General features: G+C 75.0%; 15 protein-coding genes. 9 read left to right on the top strand and 6 right to left on the bottom strand.

What is annotated here, in order from left to right; translation table 11 throughout:
• Window positions 1-342: 342 nt before the first annotated feature.
• The gene (locus tag ACIQUQ_RS32820) at window positions 343-1,794 is read right to left on the bottom strand and encodes a PucR family transcriptional regulator (RefSeq protein WP_403983387.1); all 1,452 of its coding nucleotides are present in this window, start codon (window positions 1,792-1,794) and stop codon (window positions 343-345) included.
• A gap of 358 nt (window positions 1,795-2,152) precedes the next feature.
• Here ACIQUQ_RS32820 and ACIQUQ_RS32815 point away from each other — a divergent pair, with 358 nt between their 5' ends.
• The 4 genes from ACIQUQ_RS32815 (at window position 2,153) to ACIQUQ_RS32800 (ending at window position 6,612) form a co-directional block, all read left to right on the top strand.
• Window positions 2,153-3,313, top strand: a complete 1,161-nt coding sequence (locus ACIQUQ_RS32815) for a hypothetical protein (RefSeq protein WP_403983385.1) — start codon at window positions 2,153-2,155, stop codon at window positions 3,311-3,313.
• Window positions 3,310-4,755, top strand: coding sequence for an NADH-ubiquinone oxidoreductase-F iron-sulfur binding region domain-containing protein (locus ACIQUQ_RS32810; protein ID WP_403983383.1), 1,446 nt, complete (start codon window positions 3,310-3,312; stop codon window positions 4,753-4,755). The genes ACIQUQ_RS32815 and ACIQUQ_RS32810 overlap by 4 nt, the downstream gene beginning before the upstream one ends.
• 175 nt (window positions 4,756-4,930) lie before the next feature.
• Window positions 4,931-5,986 carry an SCO0930 family lipoprotein gene (locus tag ACIQUQ_RS32805; protein ID WP_403983381.1) on the top strand — a complete coding sequence of 352 codons (1,056 nt, stop codon included), beginning with the start codon at window positions 4,931-4,933 and terminating at the stop codon, window positions 5,984-5,986.
• 11 nt (window positions 5,987-5,997) lie between these two features.
• The gene (locus ACIQUQ_RS32800) at window positions 5,998-6,612 is read left to right on the top strand and encodes a hypothetical protein (protein WP_403983379.1); all 615 of its coding nucleotides are present in this window, start codon (window positions 5,998-6,000) and stop codon (window positions 6,610-6,612) included.
• Window positions 6,613-6,939: 327 nt separating this feature from the next.
• Here the strand turns inward: ACIQUQ_RS32800 and ACIQUQ_RS32795 are convergent, their stop codons facing one another.
• Both ACIQUQ_RS32795 and ACIQUQ_RS32790 read right to left on the bottom strand, forming a co-directional pair.
• Window positions 6,940-8,496 (bottom strand): glycerol-3-phosphate dehydrogenase/oxidase, encoded by a 1,557-nt coding sequence (locus ACIQUQ_RS32795; RefSeq protein ID WP_403983377.1) that lies wholly within the window; start codon window positions 8,494-8,496, stop codon window positions 6,940-6,942.
• A complete protein-coding gene (locus ACIQUQ_RS32790) occupies window positions 8,493-9,083 on the bottom strand; it encodes a TetR/AcrR family transcriptional regulator (RefSeq protein WP_403983375.1) in 591 nt (196 codons plus the stop codon). Before ACIQUQ_RS32790 ends, ACIQUQ_RS32795 begins: the two co-directional genes overlap by 4 nt.
• Before the next feature lie 20 nt (window positions 9,084-9,103).
• On the opposite strand from ACIQUQ_RS32790, the gene ACIQUQ_RS32785 reads away from it, so the two are divergent.
• Both ACIQUQ_RS32785 and ACIQUQ_RS32780 read left to right on the top strand, forming a co-directional pair.
• Window positions 9,104-10,741, top strand: a complete 1,638-nt coding sequence (locus ACIQUQ_RS32785; protein ID WP_403983373.1) for an FAD-binding oxidoreductase — start codon at window positions 9,104-9,106, stop codon at window positions 10,739-10,741.
• Window positions 10,738-11,661 (top strand): diacylglycerol kinase, encoded by a 924-nt coding sequence (locus tag ACIQUQ_RS32780; RefSeq protein WP_403983371.1) that lies wholly within the window; start codon window positions 10,738-10,740, stop codon window positions 11,659-11,661. Before ACIQUQ_RS32785 ends, ACIQUQ_RS32780 begins: the two co-directional genes overlap by 4 nt.
• A 290-nt stretch (window positions 11,662-11,951) precedes the next feature.
• On the opposite strand, the gene ACIQUQ_RS32775 is transcribed toward ACIQUQ_RS32780, so the two are convergent.
• Window positions 11,952-12,629, bottom strand: a complete 678-nt coding sequence (locus tag ACIQUQ_RS32775; RefSeq protein WP_403983369.1) for an NAD(P)H-binding protein — start codon at window positions 12,627-12,629, stop codon at window positions 11,952-11,954.
• Between the two features lie 197 nt (window positions 12,630-12,826).
• On the opposite strand from ACIQUQ_RS32775, the gene ACIQUQ_RS32770 reads away from it, so the two are divergent.
• The 3 genes from ACIQUQ_RS32770 to ACIQUQ_RS32760 all read left to right on the top strand — a co-directional run bounded on the left by ACIQUQ_RS32770 (window position 12,827) and on the right by ACIQUQ_RS32760 (window position 15,497).
• Window positions 12,827-13,558 carry a hypothetical protein gene (locus tag ACIQUQ_RS32770; protein ID WP_399956174.1) on the top strand — a complete coding sequence of 244 codons (732 nt, stop codon included), beginning with the start codon at window positions 12,827-12,829 and terminating at the stop codon, window positions 13,556-13,558.
• Between the two features lie 547 nt (window positions 13,559-14,105).
• Window positions 14,106-14,768 (top strand): MSMEG_1061 family FMN-dependent PPOX-type flavoprotein, encoded by a 663-nt coding sequence (locus ACIQUQ_RS32765; protein WP_403983366.1) that lies wholly within the window; start codon window positions 14,106-14,108, stop codon window positions 14,766-14,768.
• Window positions 14,769-14,777: 9 nt separating this feature from the next.
• On the top strand, window positions 14,778-15,497 hold the full coding sequence (locus ACIQUQ_RS32760; protein WP_403983364.1) for a helix-turn-helix domain-containing protein: 720 nt from the start codon (window positions 14,778-14,780) through the stop codon (window positions 15,495-15,497).
• Window positions 15,498-15,551: 54 nt separating this feature from the next.
• On the opposite strand, the gene ACIQUQ_RS32755 is transcribed toward ACIQUQ_RS32760, so the two are convergent.
• Together ACIQUQ_RS32755 and ACIQUQ_RS32750 are read right to left on the bottom strand one after the other, a co-directional pair.
• On the bottom strand, window positions 15,552-17,042 hold the full coding sequence (locus tag ACIQUQ_RS32755) for a sensor histidine kinase (RefSeq protein WP_403983362.1): 1,491 nt from the start codon (window positions 17,040-17,042) through the stop codon (window positions 15,552-15,554).
• The gene (locus ACIQUQ_RS32750) at window positions 17,039-17,728 is read right to left on the bottom strand and encodes a response regulator transcription factor (RefSeq protein WP_403983360.1); all 690 of its coding nucleotides are present in this window, start codon (window positions 17,726-17,728) and stop codon (window positions 17,039-17,041) included. Before ACIQUQ_RS32750 ends, ACIQUQ_RS32755 begins: the two co-directional genes overlap by 4 nt.
• Window positions 17,729-17,960: the final 232 nt, after the last annotated feature.

Here is a 17,960-nt window from a genome sequence, read left to right as displayed (position 1 = left end):
TGTGGGTCCCCTCGGTGCTTGACCCGTCGTGGCCTGCAGGCCCTGCGGCAGGCCCACCCCTGGGGCTTTGGGGCTTCGCCCTGGCCTTCGGCCACTCCAGGCCCGGGCCTGCCTCCGGTCCAGCCTGCCACGACGCCTCAAGCACCTTCCCCACACACCACACGACCCACCAGGCCCTGCCAAGGGGGAGTGGACGGTGGTGGGGTGGGGGCTTCAGGCGGTAGGTGGGGCCTACCCGTATCTCTGGCGGCGCCACAGAGACCGTGCTTGCCCCGTACCCAGACACACCGCGGCCCTTCCCCCGTCGGATGGGGGAAGGGCCGCGGCGCTGGGGGGTGGAACTCAGAGGCCGTTGACTCGGGCCATGCGGCCTGCTCCCACGGGCCGGAACTCGGTGGTGACGGGGCGAGCCCTGCGGGCGGCCCGGACGGGCGGGCGGCGTACCTGGGCCATCAGGCGCCGGCTGCGCAGGGCCATCTCCAGCTCGAAGCGGGTGCGCGGGTCCCGCAGGTCCGGCCCGAACAGCTTCTCCAGCTGGCGCATCCGGTAGCGCACGGTCTGGGGGTGCACGCTGAGGGCCTTTGCGGCCTCCGGTGCGCCCCCGCCTTCCAGCCAGGCCAGCAGCGTGACCTCGAGCCGCTCGCTCTGGCGCGGGGTCAGGTCGGCCAGGGGCCGGAGCCAACGGGCCGCCAGGGCGTGTGCCAGGGGCTCGTCCTGGAGCAGCATCAGGGTGGACAGGTGGTCGTCGACGAACACCGGCCGGGGTTCACCGCCGGCCCGCGAGGGGGACAGGGCCAGCAGCCGCATCGCCCACCGCAGCGAGGACGCCGTGTCGCGCAGCGGTACGGCGTGGCCGACGGCCGCGAACCTGCCCCGCAGCACGGGTTCCAGGGCGACGTGGTCGTCGTCGTCAGGACTGGGGACCAGCAGGCACGGCTGGCCGCCCACCATGCCGGCGAGGGCGTCGTCCATTTCGGCGGCCAGCTGCTGGGTCTCCCCGGGCGTGGCCAGAGCGACGGCCCGTATCGCCGGCGGCAGCGGCCAGTCGGCGGCCGCCGCCAGCTCGGCCAGGTGGACGTCGGTGGGGCCGCAGTCGCCGACGGTCAGGGCGTTGAACAGTTCCTGCCGGGCCGGATCGGGCCCGACCGACTCGTACGGGCCACCGTGTCCGAGGGTCCCGTGGCACGGAGCGCCCTGCCCCGGCGCTGCGTGCCCCGGTACGCCGTGACCGGGCGTCCCGTACTCGTCCCGCCGCGGGCGGGGGATGCGGATCGGCTGCCGGGCCGCCGCCGTACCGGGACCGTGGCCGGAGCCCTCGGAGCCGCTGTCATGGCCCCGCAGCCGGTCCTGGCCGTGCCGCGCCTCTTCCTCGTAGCGCCGGCCCGCGTGGTCCTCCCGTCCTGTGTGTTCCTCCGGGCTTCCGTGCTCGTGTGTCGCGTCGATCTTGTCGTCCTCGCGGTTCCTGTGGTCCTGCCGGGTCGTGGAGCTCCCGCGGTCCTCGTACCGGTCGCGGCCTCGCGGCCCGCCGTCCCCGTGGGCCCGCCGCGATGCCTCCGCGGCGGTCAACGGCCGCCGTTCCGAGGGCGGCTGGTAGCCCAGTACGACGAGCAGGGCCTCCTCCAGTGCCTGCCTGAGCAGTTCGTCATCCATGTCTTCGGCGCCTGCCGGAAGCCCTGGGGTTCCTTGCAGCAGCTCCTCCGCCATCTTCCCTGCCAGCGCAGGGAGTTCCCTGCGCAGCACCCGCGTCCACTCGCCGCGGGGGCGGGACCAGATGCGGTTCAGAAGTTCGCACATCGCTACCTCGTTCCGTGCCGGGGTATGGTCCGCCGGGTACTCACCCGGCGGGCCTGCCGAGGTCGGCTCCGCCACCGATCTCCTTGCACAGCAGCGGAGTTGAGACCCTCGTACTCCCTTCTGGAGGGTGTCCTCCTGGAACGGAATCCTCCGGGGCTACACGATGCCATGGCGACGCGCCCGCAGGAACTTGTCACATTTCGATAAATCCTGTGGAGACGTTGGGAAGCTCCACGATGCTTCTGCCACTCCGGCCCCGGCGCCTGGGTCCCCCAGCTCTGCCGCGCGGTACCGACCACGACCCCCGGGGTGCCGAGCGAGAGGTGGAGCCTCGGTACCCGGGCGCACAGGAGACTCGATGCCCCTGTCCCAGACCCACCCGCCCCGCACGCACCGCGCCCGCCGCCGCAGGCGGCACGCCGGCGCGGCCCGGACGCCCGGGCGGCGGGCCGTCCGGCGGCTGCCGCTGCTGACCCCCGGCTCCGGACGCGCGCGGCGCGCACAGAAGTACGCCGTCCTCATCTGCCTCGCCGTCGCCCTGACCGTGGCGGCGCGGGCCGGAGCGCTCACCAGTCCCTGGGAGTTCCTCGACTTCGGCGCGGGCGTCCTCTCCCTCGTCTCCCTCACCGCCACCGTGCTGTGGGGCCTGGTGGCCACCGACCGCACCGTCCTCGGCTCCGGCCACCGGCTGCTCGCCCAGGGCATCCACCGCGGCCTCGCCGTGGCCGGACTGGGCTTCCTCGCCCTGCACATATGGGTGAAGGTCGCCGAGGGGCAGACGGGCGCCGCCTCGGTCGTCCTCCCCTTCGCCGACCGGGACCGCCCGCTGGCCGTGGGCCTGGGCACGCTCGCCGGCTACCTCTTCGTGAGCGTCGCCGTCTCCGGCGCGGTGCGCAGCGCCTTCGCCACGCGCAGCCGGTCGATGTGGTGGCGGGCCCTGCACATGGGCGCGTACCCGGCCTGGGGCGCCTCCCTGGTCCACGGACTGAAGGCGGGCCGGTCCGCCGACGCCTGGGTCACCGCGAGCTACGCCCTGTGCCTGGCCGGGGTGGCGGCCGTCATCGCCGTGCGGCTCCGGCGCCGGATGCGCCGCGCCGCGCCGCGCCCCGCGGACCCGCCGCCGAAGCCCGGGTACGCGCCGGACTCCGGCACCGGCTTCGTCACCGCCCCGCCCGTCCCCACGGACCCCGCCGCCGCCCCGCCGAAGCCCGCGGACGAGCCCGAGCCGGGTGCCGGGTACGAGCCCGAGCCGGGTCCTGCGTACGAGTCCGAGCCGGCTGCCGCCTACGCCGCGGAGCCGGGCCGCGCGTACGGGCCGGGCCCCGGGTATGCGCCCGAGCCCGGGTACGTCCCCCAGGCGGCCCCCGCGTACCGGTCCGACGCCGACCGCTTCGCGGAGGCACCCACCGCCGAGCTGCCTTACGTACCCGCCCAACTCTCCTTCGACGGTAGGCGGTTGACCGTGTCGGGGCCGCCCCCCGAGCCGCGCCTCGTCTCCGACGCGGGACGGCGGCCATGACCTACGAACCCCAGCCCAACCTCGGCTCCGTCGGCCCGCCCCGGCTGCTGGCGGGGCTCGACGCCGCGCCGCGCCTGGACCGCGTCGGCCACCTGACCCAGCACGGCTCGCTCCCGCACCACCGGCCCGACGAACTCGTCGCGCTCGCCGAGAACACCGACCTGCGCGGCCGCGGCGGCGCAGGCTTCCCCTTCGCCCGCAAGCTCCAGGCCGTGCTCCGCTCGGCCGCCGCCCGCGACGGCCGCACCGCGGTCGTCGTGAACGGCAGCGAGGGCGAGCCCAGTTGCCTCAAGGACACCGCGCTGCTGCTGCGCGTGCCGCACCTCGTCCTCGACGGCGCGATGCTCGCGGCCGACGCCCTCGGCGCCGAACAGGTGGTCATCGGCGTCACCCGTAACGACGTGGAGGCGTCGGTGCGCGAGGCCATCGCCGAACGCGGCCCCACCGGCGGCCGGCTGCGCGTGGGCCGCCTTCCCGAACGCTTCGTCACCGGCGAGGGCTCGGCGATGGTGCGGGGCCTCAGCGGCGGCCCCGCCCTGCCCTCGGGCCAGCGGGTGCGCACCAGCGAACGGGGGCTGTCGGGCCTGCCCACCCTGCTGTCCAACACCGAGACCTTCGCGCAGCTCGCGGTGGCCGCCCGGCTCGGCGCGCTGGAGTACCGCGCGGCGGGCCTGCCGGCCGAACCCGGCACCACCCTCCTCACCGTGGGCGGGCGGACGGTGGTGGAGACCCCGACCGGGGTGCCCCTGCCGTACGTGCTGCAGCTGTGCGGCTCGGACCCCGGGCAGGGCGTCCTGGTGGGCGGCTACCACGGCATGTGGCTCACCCCCAGGACGGCCAGGGCGGCGCTGGTCTCCCGGCAGTCCCTCGCGTCCTTCGACGCCGTGCTGGGCGCGGGGGCGGTGCTGCCGCTGCCCGAGGACACGTGCCCGGCGGGCGAAGTGGCCCGGGTGGCGCGGTGGATGGCGGACGAGTCGGCCGGCCAGTGCGGCCCGTGCGTGCGCGGGCTGCCGGCGCTGGCCGACGTACTGGAGGCGGCGGTCGGCGGCGACCGGCGCGCCCTGGAGGACGTCGAGGCGCGGATGCGGGCCGTCAAGCGGCGCGGTGCGTGCAGCCACCCCGACGGGACGGCCAGGTTCGTCGCCTCGGCCCTCGCCGTCTTCCCCGACGAGTTCCACGACCACGCCCGGGGGCCCGGCTGCGGGCGCCGGGTGCTGGGTGCGCTTCCGCTGCCGGACGACGACAGCCCGGAGCAGCTGGTGGTCGACTGGACGCTGTGCCGGGGGCACGGGCTCTGTGCGGACGTCCTGCCCGACATCGTTGTCCTCGACCGCGACGGCTACCCGGCCCAGGCCGCCATGCCCGTCCCCGGACGGCTGCGCACCAAGGCGCTCCGCGCGGTCCGCCGCTGCCCGGCGCTCGCGCTGCGCATCCAGGAATGACGTTTCCGTGAGCGCCCGGGGGCGACGGGGGAAACGTCCGTCCCCACCGGCGAGTTCAACGCAGTTCAATCTTGGCGGGAATTGATAAATTCCGCTCCGGCCCTTCTCCCGCCGCCGGAAATCCCCTTTGAATTTCCCTGCAAGCACACCCGACCGGAATTTCGGAGGAGAGCGAATGGGTTACAGGCGGCGTGAGAAGTACATCGGTTCCGCGGTCGCGGTGCTCCTGCTCACCGCGGGCTGCGGCGTCACCCAGAACAGGGCCGCCCCCGCCGGCAATTCGGTACGCGAGGCCGGCGGCGGAAGTCCCATCGGCTCCGGCAGTGGCTCCGGCTCGGGCTACGACTCCGGGTACGGCTCCGGGTCGGACGGCGGCTACGGCACCGCCGGCGGGGGCTCCGGCGCGGACCCCGGCAGCGGCTACGGCGGCGGTTCCGGCATGGACCACACCGCCGGCGCCAAGACCGGCCCCGCGGGCCGGCTCGCCGCCCGCGACGTGGCGGGCGTCGGCACCGTGGTGGCCGACGGCAAGGGCTGGACGCTCTACCGCTTCGACAAGGACTCGGCGAGCCCGCCCAAGTCCGCCTGCGACGGCGACTGCGCCAAGGCCTGGCCGCCGGTCCCCGCGGCGGACGCCGACGCCACCGGCTCCGTGGACCCGGCCCTGCTCGGCTCCGTGACGCGCTCCGACGGCACCCGGCAGCTGACCCTGGGCGGCTGGCCGGTGTACCGCTACGCCAAGGACACCGCGCCGGGTCAGGCCAAGGGCGAGGGCGTCGGCGGCACCTGGCACGCCCTCGCGCCGGACGGCGGGAAGGCGGCGGACGGCGCGGAGGAGAGCGGGGCGGAGGACCGCGGGACGGACGGTGTCCAGCTCTCCGTGGCCCGCGACCCGGCCCTCGGGAAGATCGCCGTGACCGGCACCGGAATGACGCTCTACCGGTTCGACAAGGACAGTGCCTGGCCGATGCGGCTCGGCTGCAAGGGGGCCTGTCTGGAAAAGTGGAAGCCCGCGCCCGCCGTCGACCCCGAAAAGGTGGAGGGAATCAATGGGAAACTCGTCGGATCGGTACGCCGGCCCGATGGCTCCCGGCAATTGACCATCGACTGCTGGCCGGTTTACTGGTTCACCGGCGACAAGAAGGCCGGCGACACCAACGGGCACGGCGCGCAAGGGCTGTGGTGGGCCGTCACGGACACCGGCAAGAAGGCCCCGGCGGCGGCCGGATAGGCGGCGGCCCGGTGGTCACGGCACGCCGCGCCCTCGCCACGGCCGCCCTGCTGGGCGCGGTCCTGGCCCCGGGCGGCTGCGCGGACCCGCCGGCGGGCTCCCCGGCGGCCGCCGGGACCCCGCGTGCGGACGTACGCACCGCCGGGCGCCCGGCACCCGCCCGGCCGGCCGGACTCCAGGCGATCGCCGCCGCGGTGGGCTGCGCGCCCGTCGTCAGCGTGGACGCCGAGGAGCTCCGCCAGGGCGGGTGCCGGACGCCGAAGGGCACGTACCGCATGGCCACCTTCGCCACGGCGGAGGGCCTGCGGGCGTGGCTGGCCGAGGCCCGGGCGTACGGCGGCAGCTACCTGGTGGGGGACCGGTGGGTGGTGACCGCCAGCCCGGAGACGGTCCTGCCGACGCTCCGGCCCCGCCTCGGCGGCACCCTGCAGGCGGGGGCGGCACACGGGACGGAGCACGGAGGGGGACAGGGCACGGAGCCCGCCCCGGAGAACGGAACGCAGCACGGTACGCAGCACGGAACGGGACACGGTTCGGCACACGGAACGGTGCACGGCCCGGGACACGGAACGGGAGCCGGCGGCCCCCGCACCACGCCCGGAGCATCCACCGGCACCGAGCAGTAGGTCCACCGGCACGGCGGCCACGACCCGCGGCCGCACCCGGCCCGGCCCTCCGACAGCGACATCCGCCCGAGGCACCCCCACAGACACCCGACGGCAGGCGCCCCGCCCCAGGCACCAGGCACCCCAACCCAGGCATCCGACACGACACAGGCACCCCCCACCAGGTACCCGGCACCGCCTTCCCCCGGTGCCGCCCCAGACCCCGGGCCCGGACCAGGAGACCTCCCCGCTCCCGGTCCGCGCCCGGACCCCGGCCCGGGGGACGGTGCCCGCAGGCCACGGCGGGCACCACCCCCGACCGGCCGGGACGGCCCCGGGACGCCGGGCTCAGCCGCGCAGTTCGGCCAGGACCTCCTCGACGGCCGGCCGGGCCAGCTCCGCGTCCTCGGGCACGAACCCGATGCGCGTACGCCGGTGCAGCACGTCCTCGGCGTCCAGCGCCCCCTCGTGGGTGATGGTGTACTCCACCTCCGCCCGCGTGATGTTGATGGTGTCGGCGATCCGGCGCATCGGGTCCGGCAGGGAGGCGGCGGCGAGTACGGCCCCCGCCTCCCCGCCGTACCGGGCGATCAGCGGGGCCGGCGCCACGTCGCGGCCCACCGTCCGGCTGTCCGGGTGCCCGGGGGCGCCGACCAGCGGCAGCGAGCGCGTCCGGCACGGCCCCGCGTCCAGCCCCCGCACCCGGCAGGCCAGGTCGACGGCGTCCTCGGCCATCCGCCGGTACGTGGTGAGCTTGCCGCCCACCACCGTGACCACTCCGGAGGGCGACTCGCGCACGGCGTGCCGGCGCGAGAGGTCCGCGGTCTCGCCGCCGCCCGCGTCGATCAGCGGCCGCAGCCCGGCGAAGGCGCCGCGCACGTCCGCCCGGGTCAACTCCCGGGCCAGCGCGGTGTTCACGGTGTCCAGCAGGAACGAGATCTCCGCCTCGGTCGGCTCCGGCTCGTCCGGCACCGGCCCCGGCGCGTCCTCGTCCGTCAGGCCCACCATCACGCGTCCCAGCTGCTGCGGCAGGGCGAACACGAACCGGCTGGTCGAACCCGGCACGGGCACCGTGAGCGCCGCCTCGGGCCGGCCGAACACCGCGGAGTCGAAGACCAGGTGCGTGCCCCGGCTCGGGCGCAGCCGGATCGATTCGTCGACCTCGCCCGCCCAGACGCCGGCGGCGTTGACCACGGCCCGGGCCCGCACGGTCAGCGCGGTGCCGGTCAGGGTGTCCGTGAGCCGGGCCGAGTCACCCGTGACCTCGCTCGCGCGGACCCGCGTCAGGATCCGCGCCCCGTGCCCCGCGGCCGTCCTGGCCAGGGCGGTGACCAGCCGGGCGTCGTCGATCAGCTGCCCGTCATGGGCGACGAGCGCGCCGCGCAGGCCCTCCGTACGGACCGCCGGCACGAGCCGTACGGCCTCGCGCGGCCCGACCCGGCGCGCCCGCGGCAGTACGGACGAGGGCGTACGCGCCCCCACTCGCAACGCGTCCCCGGCCAGGAACCCGGTGCGCACCAGCGCCGCCGTCCCCCGGGACACCGAGGGCAGCAGCGGCACGGCCTGCGGCAGTGCACGGATCAGGTGCGGCGCGGTACGCGTCATCAGCACGCCCCGCTCCACGGCGCTCTCGTGGGCCACGCCGACCCGCCCGGAGGCGAGGTAGCGCAGCCCGCCGTGCACCAGCTTGGAACTCCACCGGCTCGTGCCGAAGGCCAGGTCCCGGGCCTCCACCAGCACGGTGCGCAGCCCGCGCGCGGCGGCGTCGAGCGCCACCCCCGCACCGGTCACCCCGCCGCCGATCACCAGCAGGTCGACGGCCGCACCGGCGGCGAGCTCCTCGAGATCGGCGACGCGACGACCCGCGTCCAGGGCAGTCGTACCGGTCGGGGCGGATCGGTTCATGGCCTCAGGTATCCGTTCAGGGCGATCGACAGTTCCCGTCGCCACGCGGCCTCCGGCAGGAGGTCGGCGACCATGCGGTGCGACTGGACGGTGGACTGGGTGATCAGCAACACCATGGCGGCGATCTCGGCCGGTTCGCCGGCGCGGATCGTGCCTCCGCGCTGGCCCGCCAGGACCGCGGCGCACAACTGGTCGACGAGGTCGCGCTGACTCGTACCCAGACGCTGGACCACGTACTCGTGGATGAGGTCGGCGTCCGAGCGCAGCAGCTCCCCGAGGACCGGGTGGTCCCGCATGCGTACGGCGACCTCGACGATCCACTCGACCAGCGCCTCGCGGTCCGTGCCGCCGCGCGGGGTGCGTTCGACGGTGCTCAGGACCTCGCGCGTCAGCAGGGCCCCGACCAGTGCGCGGACGTCCGGCCAGCGCCGGTACACGGTCGGGCGGCTGACGCCGGCCCGCCGGGCGATCTCGGCCAGCTGCACGCGCCTGCCGAGCACGGCGACGAGTTCCGCCGCGGCGTCGAGGATCTGGTCGTCGATGCTGCGGGGCTCTTCGTCGCCCGGGGCAGTGTTACTGATTGACATGATGTGGAAAACTGTAACGCATGTCTACGGAACCGCACCTGCCACCGGACCGCGTGGCGGCCCTCCCGCTGCCCCCCATGGCGTGGAACGCCTGGGGAGACCCGGCCAAGGCCACCCCCCTCTCGGCGGACATCACCTCCCTCCTGGAGAGCCTCCTGGAGATCACCCCCGGCGAGACCGCGCCGATCACCGCCGAGGACGTGCGGCTGGTGCCCTCGCGCCTGAGCGGGGTGCACCTCAAGGCGCTCGCCGCCGTCGTCGGCGAGGAACACGTCAGCGTCCGCGACGCGGACCGGCTGCCCCGCGCCGGCGGCAAGTCCACCCTCGACCTGCTCCGCCGCCGCGCCACCGAGCCCCAGGACGCCCCGGACGCCGTGGTCGTCCCGGGCTCCGAGGACGAGGTCGAGGCGGTCCTCGCGCTCTGCGCGCAGCAGCGCATCGCGGTGGTCCCCTTCGGCGGCGGCACCAGCGTGGTCGGCGGACTCGACCCGGTGCGCGGCGCGTTCACCGCCGTCGTCTCCCTCGACCTGCGCCGCTTCGACGCGCTGCACTCCCTCGACGAGGTGTCCGGCGAGGCCGTCCTCGGCGCCGGCCTGACCGGGCCGCAGGCCGAGGAGCTCCTCGCCGAGCGCGGCTTCGAACTCGGCCACTACCCGCAGAGCTTCCGCTTCGCCACCATCGGCGGCTTCGCCGCGACCCGCTCCTCGGGCCAGGACTCGGCCGGGTACGGGCGCTTCGACGACATGGTCCGCGGCCTGCGCGTCGTGACCCCGTCCGGCGTGCTGGACCTCGGCCGCGGCCCCGCCTCCGCGGCCGGCCCCGACCTGCGCCAGCTGTTCCTGGGTTCCGAGGGCACCCTCGGCGTCATCACCGCCGTCCGGGTGCGCGTCCACCAGGTCCCCGCCGTCAAGCGGTACGAGGCCTGGAGCTTCCCGGACTTCGCCTCCGGCGCCGCCGCACTGCGCGCCGTCGAGCAGCAGGGCACCGGCCCGACCGTGCTGCGCCTGTCCGACGAGACCGAGACCGCCGTCAACCTCGCGATGACCGCGAAGATCGGCGCCCCGCAGACGGTCAGCGGCTGCCTCGCCATCACCGTCTTCGAGGGCACCGACGAGCAGACGGCCGCGCGGCACGCCCTGACCCGCACCGCGATGCACGAGCACGGCGGCACCTCTCTGGGCGAGGAGCCCGCCCGCGCCTGGGAGCACGGCCGCTTCGGCGCCCCGTACCTGCGCGACGCGCTGCTCGACGGCGGCGCACTCTGCGAGACCCTGGAGACCGCGACCGCCTGGTCGAACCTGGACCGGCTCAAGGCGGACGTGACCGCCGCGCTCCAGGGCGCGCTCCAGGAGTCCGGCAGCACCTCCCTGGTGATGTGTCACATCTCGCACGTGTACGCCACCGGCGCCTCCCTCTACTTCACGGTGGTCGGCGCGCAGCGCGGCGACGCGATCGCCCAGTGGAGCGTGGCCAAGAAGGCCGCGAGCGACGCGATCACGGCGGGCGGCGGGACGATCACCCACCACCATGCGGTCGGCACCGACCACCGCCCCTGGATGGAGGCCGAGATCGGCGAGCTGGGCGTGAAGGTGCTGCGGGCCGTCAAGGAGGCCGTGGACCCCGTCGGCATCCTCAACCCCGGAAAGCTCATCCCGTGAGACCCGAGCCGGAGCGGCGCACCATCGGCACCGTACTGGTCCTCACCAACCCGGCGGCGGGCTCGGGCGGAGCCGCCCGCGCCGCCGGGACGGCACTCGCCCGGCTGCGGGAACTCGGCGTCGATGTCCGCAGCGCCGCCGGAACCGACGCGGCGGACAGCCTCCGGCTCGCCCGCGAGGCGGTCCGGGACGGGGCGGTCGACGCCCTCGTGGTCGTCGGCGGGGACGGCATGATCGCCCTTGCCGTCCAGGCCCTGGCCGGGTCCGACCTGCCGCTCGGCGTCATCCCGAGCGGCACGGGCAACGACCTGGCCCGGGAGTTCGGGCTGCCCCTGGGCGACCCGCGCGCCGCCGCCGAGGTGGTGGCCCGCGGGCTCGCGCTTCGGGTGGACACCGGACGCATCACCACCGCGGACGGCGCGTCGCGGTACTTCGCCTCCGTGCTGGCCATCGGCTTCGATTCCCTGGTCAGCGACCGGGCGAACCGCATGAGCTGGCCGCGCGGCCGGATGAAGTACAACCTCGCAATGGTCCGCGAACTGGCCGGGCTCCGCCCGATCCCGTTCCGGCTGGTCCTCGACGGCGACGTGACGGTCGAGAAGGAGCTGGCGCTGGCCTCGGTCGGCAACACCCGTTCCTACGGCGGCGGGATGCTGATCTGTCCCGGTGCCGACCCCTGCGACGGTCGCCTCGACCTGACCCTGGTCGAGGCGATGCCCCGGGCGAAGCTGGTGCGCTTCTTCCCGACGGTGTTCAAAGGCACCCACGTGCGGCACAGCGCGGTCGCCGTCCACCGAGCGGCCCGGGTGCGCGTCGAGGCGGCGGGCATCAACGCGTACGCGGACGGCGACCTCGCCGGCCCGCTGCCCGCCGAGATCGAGGTGGTCCCCGCCTCCCTCTCCCTCCTGGTCCCCGCCTGACGGGCACCGGACCAGGCGCGCCGGGACCGCCGTCCACCCCCACGGACGGCGGCCCCGGCCACCCGCGCTCCCGCCGCTTCCACGCCAAGTGCGGCTTCACCGCCTCGGGCCTCGCGCGCGCCCACGACTTCGGCGACGGCCACCCCCTGCCCCGGGTCGAGTACGAACGCCCCGTCTGACCCGGCCCTGCCGGCAGACACGTCCCGAGGCCCGCCCCCGGGCCCGAATCGGGCCCCTCGTCCCGGGCGTCTCCCGCGGCGTTACCCGGGGGCGGGAGACGCCCCCGGCCGTCAGGCCGGTTCGGTGAGGCGGACGATGTCCTCGTACGTGCGGACCGACGCCCCGCCCTTCGGGGTCTCGCCCGTGCCCTCGCGGAGCGAGGCGATCATCGCCGCGGCCAGACGGCCCGCCGGGACCGGGCGGTATGCGCGGGCGCTGCCCCGCATCGCCGGGGACAGCGCGGACGCCGCCGCGAAGCCGAGCTTCTCCGCCAGGCGCCGGTCGGGCCGGGGGCCGGTGATGAAGGACGGCCGGAAGATCTCCACCCGTTCGAACCCGGCCGTCTTCACCTCCTCCTCCATGTCCCCCTTGACCCCCAGGTAGAAGTTCCGCGCACCGGCCTTCGCGCCGACCGACGAGACCACCGCGATCCGCCGTGCCCCCGCCGCGTGCGCGAGCCGGGCGACGGCGACCACGTAGTGCTGGTCGACCTGCCGGAACGCCTGCTGCGAACCGGCCGCCCTGATGGTGCTGCCCAGCGCGCAGTACACGTCGTCCACGGCCGGCACGTCCGACGCCTCCAGCGCGTCGAAGTCCACCACCCGTACGTCCAGGGTGGGATGGGCCACGTCCAGGGGCCGCCGGGCCAGCACCGTCACCCGGTCGTAGAGCGGGTCGCGGAGCAGTCTGGCGAGCAGCTGGTGCCCCACCAGTCCGGTGGCTCCGACCAGAAGTGCGCTGCGGGTCACGGGCGTTCCTTTCGGCGGGCGGCGTTCGGCCTCGGTTCCGCAGCGTACTGCGGCGGCGCCCGGCGGCCGCCCAGGCGCACGGGCCGCCCGTCGGTTCGCCCGTCGGTTCGCCCGTCCCGGAGTCGCGGACCGATAAAGGAAGTGCGGAGGTCCGGGCCGCCCGTGTACGTTCTCGATCGTTCGAAGGGGGACCCGAAATGGCGAAGCTGAACCAGATCATCGCTGTCGAGAAGGGTGTCAAGAGCAAGTCGCTCCAGGACATCACCGCGGCGCACCACAAGGTGCAGAAGCCGGCGCTGCTCGCCGGCATCTCGCGCACCTACCAGCCCAAGGACGAGGAGGGCGAGCAGCTGCCGCCCGAGTCCACCCGGGTGCAGGTCCAGGCCGAGGACGTGCTGCGGGAGACCTCCGCGTCGCTGACCCGGCTGTTCGACGTGACCGCCACCAAGGACTGGGCGAACTGCGAGGCCCGCGCGGACGTCACGGTCGACGGCCGGACGATCCTTCCCCGGGTCCCGGTCAGCTACCTCCTCTTCCTGGAGAAGCAGCTCACCGACCTGCACACCTTCGTCAAGAAGCTCCCCACCCTCGATGCCGCCGAGTCCTGGTCCCACGACCCCTCGACGGACTGGTGGAAGACGGACCCGGTCCGCACGATCCGCACCAAGAAGGTGCCCCGCAACCACGTCAAGGCGGAGGCGACCGAGAAGCACCCGGCCCAGGTCGAGGTGTACTACGAGGACGTGCCCATCGGGTACTGGACGACCGTGAAGTTCTCCGGAGCCCTCCCCGCGCGGCGGGTGAACGAGCTCGTGGAGCGCGTCGAGAAGCTCCAGCAGGCCGTCAAGTTCGCCCGCGAGGAGGCCAACGGCACCGAGGTCTCCGACCAGCGGGTCGGCGACGCGGTGTTCGGTTACCTGTTCGGCTGAGGCCGGCGCGGGTAACCTCCATGATCGCCCCCGCGTGCGAGCGCGGGGGTGCGCACACAGGCGCGGACCGGAAATGAGGACCGGTGCGCGCGATGAGCGCAAGCTGACACTGACGTTCAGCCTGAAAGAAGCGGTGACAGTGAAGGTTCGAGTCCTTCCCCCGGCACAACACCACCACGGGCCGGGGTAGCCCAACACGGCAGAGGCAGCCGCGGTCAATCTCAGACTCTCGCTCCAGTCTCAGCATTGCCGCCGATCGCCGGATCGACCGAGGCCGGACGGACGCCGTCGGATGCGAGTTCGACTCTCGCCTGCACCTCTCACGCGGTGCGGTAGTTCAAAGGAAGAACACGACGGCATGACGACTGATCCGTCCTCTTAAACGCCGCCGGCGTGCGCAATTGGGTGGCATCCCCAGGGGCCCGGGAGCTGGATACGACTCCCGGGCTCCGCCACGCCCGCCCACCCCCGCTCAGCGGCCTTACCGGACCGCGTCCCCGCACAAGTCCGTTGATCAAGGCGAGGGCAGGCCGTAGATTTGCGGCACGTGACGACCACTCAGGCCACCGGCCGCATATTCGACGCCCTGCACGCCACCGCCGTCCGCGACACCGAGCAGTTGCGCGGCCTGTACGACCAGCCCAGCGAACTCGTCCGCCGCAAGGTGGTCGACCGCATCCACGACGTGGCCCGCGCCTTCATCGCCCGCTCCCCGCTCGTGTTCGTCGCCAGCGCCGGCGCCGACGGCAGCTGCGACGTGACGCCCCGCGGCGGCCCGGCCGGATTCGTCTCCGTACTCGACGAGTTCACGCTCGCGATCCCCGACGCCACCGGCAACAAGCGGCTCGACAGCTCACACAACATCGTGGAGACCGGCCGGGCCGGCCTGATCTTCCTCGTCCCCGGCCAGGGCAACACCCTCCGCGTGAACGGCCGGGCCTGCGTCTCCGCCGACCCCGGCCTCCTGGAACGGCTCACCCCGGTCGGCAAGCCGCCGCGCAGCGCGATCGTGGTCGAGGTGGAAGAGGCGTACCAGCACTGCCCCAAGGCCCTGCTGCGCGGCGCCGCCTGGAAGCCGGAGCAGTGGCCCTCCGACGCCGAGGTGCCCAGCTCCGCCGAGGTGACCCTCTCCCATCTGAACGTGCCGGGCCTCACCCTGGAGGAGATCCGCCGCCACGAGCGGGAGTCGTTGCTGCACCGCTACGAGTGAGGTGACTCGGTGCTGTCCCAGGACCCTCTCGACCGCCTCAAGCGGCGGCTGCGCGTCCTGCGCACGAGCCGCGGGCTCTCCATGGCGGGCCTCGAACTCCGCGCGGGACTCGGCCACACCACGGTGAGCCAGGCCCTGAACGGGCCGTCCGTGCCGAGCGAACAGACCGTGGTCGCGCTCGCCGACGCCCTGGGAATCCCGGCGGAACCGCTGCTGGCCCTCCGCGCGGAAGCCCTTCCCGGGCAGGCACCGCCACGGCTCCGCTCCCGCCCTCCGACCCGCTTCACCTACGAGTACCTGGAGCAGCGCAGCCTCCCGCTGCTGCGCGGTCTCCACGCCACGGGTGCGGTGCCGCGCCTGGCGGCCGTCCGGATCCGCACGGTGGACCTCCACCTGTCACGCGTCGCGGGGGACCCGGCACTGCCGGACCTGTGCGTGGCCTACACCCACGAGTGCCTGCGGTACACCGACGCCGTCGAGAACGCGTCCGACCTCGCGGACTTCGCCCTGCTGGCCGCCACGGCCACGCTGTACGTCAAGGGGAACAGGGACGTCGACGTGTACGCGGGGGCCATCGCGCTCATCGACCAGCACGGGGTGGACTCGGTGGTCTTCCTCTCGGTCCAGGGCGATGTCGACTGCGCGACCGGCGGGTCCGCGGAGCCCCCGTGGCGGGCGTGGACGGGGATCCGGGACCTACTGGAACGGGAGGGCCTCCCCTGGCGGTGAGCCGGCTGCGGCCCGTCACCTCGCCCGGACGCCGTTTGGCACGGGGGGCGCCCGTCAGCCGAGGGTGAGGCTGAAGACCGCCCCGCCCTCCGGGCCGTGGCCGCGTACGGTGAGGGTGCCGCCGAGGCGGCCGGCCAGGCGGTGCGCGATGGCCAGCCCCAGGCCGCTGCCGACCGGCCGCTCACCGCGGTAGCGCTGGTGCAGCGCCCCCCGCTCGAAGGCCACCGCCTCATCCTCCAAGGCCAGGCCCGGACCGCCGTCGCGCACCTCGATCCGCGCCCCGCGGCCGTCCGGGCCGGGAGCGAGCGCGAGGACGACGGGGCGGCCGGCCGGCGTGATCCGCAGGGCGTTCTCCAGCAGGCAGTCGGCGAGCTGGCGGACCCGGAAGCCGTCGGTACGGACGGGCCCCGGGCCCGGTTCGGCCGGCACCTCCAGCCGGAACTCGACCCCGTGCCGGGCACACCGCTCGCGCCACACCTCGCCGGCCTCCGTGACGAGCGAGGCCAGGTCGGTGTCGGCCGGGTCGAGGCGGAACTCGTCGGCCTCCAGCCGGGCCAGGTCGAGCAGGTCGCCCAGGAAGCGGTCGAGGCGGCGGGCCTCGGCGGTCAGCAGGCGGCCGGTCTCGGGCACGCGCTCCGCGGGGATCACCCCGTCGGCCAGCGCCTCGGCGTACCCCCACACCGAGGTGAGCGGCGTGCGGATCTCGTGCGAGATCGAGAGCAGGAACTCCCGCTGCCGCGCCTCGCTCCGCGCCAGCGCCCCGTCCAGCACCGCCAACGCCCGGCTCAGCTCGGCCACTTCCACGGGCCCGGGACCGGGACCCGGCCCGGGTGGCTCGCCCGGGACCGCCCCCGCCTCCCCGCCGCCCCCGCTCCGTTCGTACGGGGCCGTGCCTCCGCGCTCCTGGTCCCCCGGCTGCGCCGCGACCCCGCGTTCTCCGGCCGCGAGCCGCCCCGCGACCCTCGCGGCCCGCACCAGCGGGCGGGCCAGGCGGCGGGCCAGGAAGAAGCCGGCGAGGCCCGCGCCGGCCAGGCCGGCCAGTGAGGGCAGCAGCAGGTTGCGCCGGAGCCGGGCCGCCGCCTCGTCCACCTCCGCGGTGGACTTGGTGAGCACCACCCCGCCCGCACGGAACACCCGCCCCTCGACGATGACCTCCTCGCCGTCCAGCGTCCCGGTGGCCGACAGCGGCCTGCGGGCGAGCAGTTGGTCGCGCTGGGCGTTCGACACGGCCGGGGCCGCCGGCCCGGTCAGCGTGCCCGACGGGTCGAGCACCGCGACGCGGACCCCGTTGGCCCCGGCGATCAGCTGCTCGCCTTCGACGAGGAGGCCGGACAGCCGGGGGAGCCGGCTGAGCACCGTGGCCTGCCGGCCGAGCCGGTCCCGCTCCTGGGCCTCCGCGTTGCCCCGGGCGGTGTACCAGGCGGTGACCCCGCTCAGCAGTACGGCGACCAGCGCCACCAGCCCCGCGCACAGCACCATCTCCCGGGTCAGGGTCAGCCGCGGGCGCCGCTCGCGCAGCGGCCGCCCGGGGCGCCCGCCGGTCACGCCCGCCCCTCCGCTGCCCCGTACCCGACGCCGCGCACCGTCCGGATCGGGCTGGCCGCGCCGAGCTTGCCGCGGATCTGCGACACGTACACGTCCACCACCCGCTGGTCCCGGTGGGCCGAGTCGCCCCACACCTGGTCCAGCAGCTGCGCCCGCGTGAACACCTGCCCGGGGTGCGCCAGCAGGTACGCGAGGAGGTCGAGCTCCAGCGTCGTGAACTCCACCGGATCGCCGTCGACGTGCACGGTACGGCGGCCCGGGTCGACGCGCAGCGGCCCCAGCGCGTGCACCTCCGGGCCCCCGGCAGCGCGGGCGCCGCGCCGCAGCACCGCGTTCACCCGGGCCACCAGCTCACCCGGCGAGAACGGCTTCGTGAGGTAGTCGTCGGCACCCAGCTCCAGGCCGAGGATCCGGTCCGCCTCGTCGCCCCGCGCGGTGACCAGCAGCACCGGCGTCCAGTCGCCCCGCTCGCGCAGCCGCCGGCAGAAGGTCACGCCGTCGAGGCCCGGGAGCCCGATGTCCAGGACGACCGCCGCGGGGCGGAGCCGGGCCACGGCGTCGAAGCCGCCGGGGCCGTCCTCGCTCAGGTGGGTGCGATAGCCGTCCCGTTCCAGGTACAGCTTCTGGAGGGCGGCGATGTTCTGGTCGTCCTCCACGATCAGGACGAGTCCCTTGCGGGGGTTCATGACGACTCCGGGGAACGTGTACGCAGGGCGGAGCCGCGGGGGACCGGCCGGGAACGTGGCCATGCTAACCAGCCGGCCCCGCCCCCCGGCCGCACCGGGGTCGGCCGGCGCCCCGCCTAACAGAGCCCTAACAATCCCCTCACGGCCGCCTCGCACCGGCCGCCCACGATCATTGCCGGGTGCGGGCCGGAGATCCGGCAGGCGCCCGTCCCGACGTCGCCCCGGCAAGGAT

The organism is Streptomyces sp. NPDC101118, from assembly GCF_044759445.1.
Classification (GTDB): Bacteria; Actinomycetota; Actinomycetes; order Streptomycetales; family Streptomycetaceae; genus Streptomyces.
Note: the sequence above shows the minus strand (reverse complement) of the source record. Positions and strands in the feature narration are given on the sequence as shown.

What these genes read in the sequence shown, in the direction of transcription:
- ACIQUQ_RS32805 (WP_403983381.1), top strand. Translation starts at nt 4,931, where the DNA reads ATGGGTTACAGGCGGCGTGAGAAGTACATCGGTTCCGCGGTCGCGGTG.
- ACIQUQ_RS32750 (WP_403983360.1), bottom strand. Translation starts at nt 17,728, where the DNA reads ATGAACCCCCGCAAGGGACTCGTCCTGATCGTGGAGGACGACCAGAAC.
- ACIQUQ_RS32815 (WP_403983385.1), top strand. Translation starts at nt 2,153, where the DNA reads ATGCCCCTGTCCCAGACCCACCCGCCCCGCACGCACCGCGCCCGCCGC.
- ACIQUQ_RS32770 (WP_399956174.1), top strand. Translation starts at nt 12,827, where the DNA reads ATGGCGAAGCTGAACCAGATCATCGCTGTCGAGAAGGGTGTCAAGAGC.
- ACIQUQ_RS32795 (WP_403983377.1), bottom strand. Translation starts at nt 8,496, where the DNA reads ATGAACCGATCCGCCCCGACCGGTACGACTGCCCTGGACGCGGGTCGT.
- ACIQUQ_RS32785 (WP_403983373.1), top strand. Translation starts at nt 9,104, where the DNA reads ATGTCTACGGAACCGCACCTGCCACCGGACCGCGTGGCGGCCCTCCCG.
- ACIQUQ_RS32790 (WP_403983375.1), bottom strand. Translation starts at nt 9,083, where the DNA reads ATGTCAATCAGTAACACTGCCCCGGGCGACGAAGAGCCCCGCAGCATC.
- ACIQUQ_RS32810 (WP_403983383.1), top strand. Translation starts at nt 3,310, where the DNA reads ATGACCTACGAACCCCAGCCCAACCTCGGCTCCGTCGGCCCGCCCCGG.
- ACIQUQ_RS32820 (WP_403983387.1), bottom strand. Translation starts at nt 1,794, where the DNA reads ATGTGCGAACTTCTGAACCGCATCTGGTCCCGCCCCCGCGGCGAGTGG.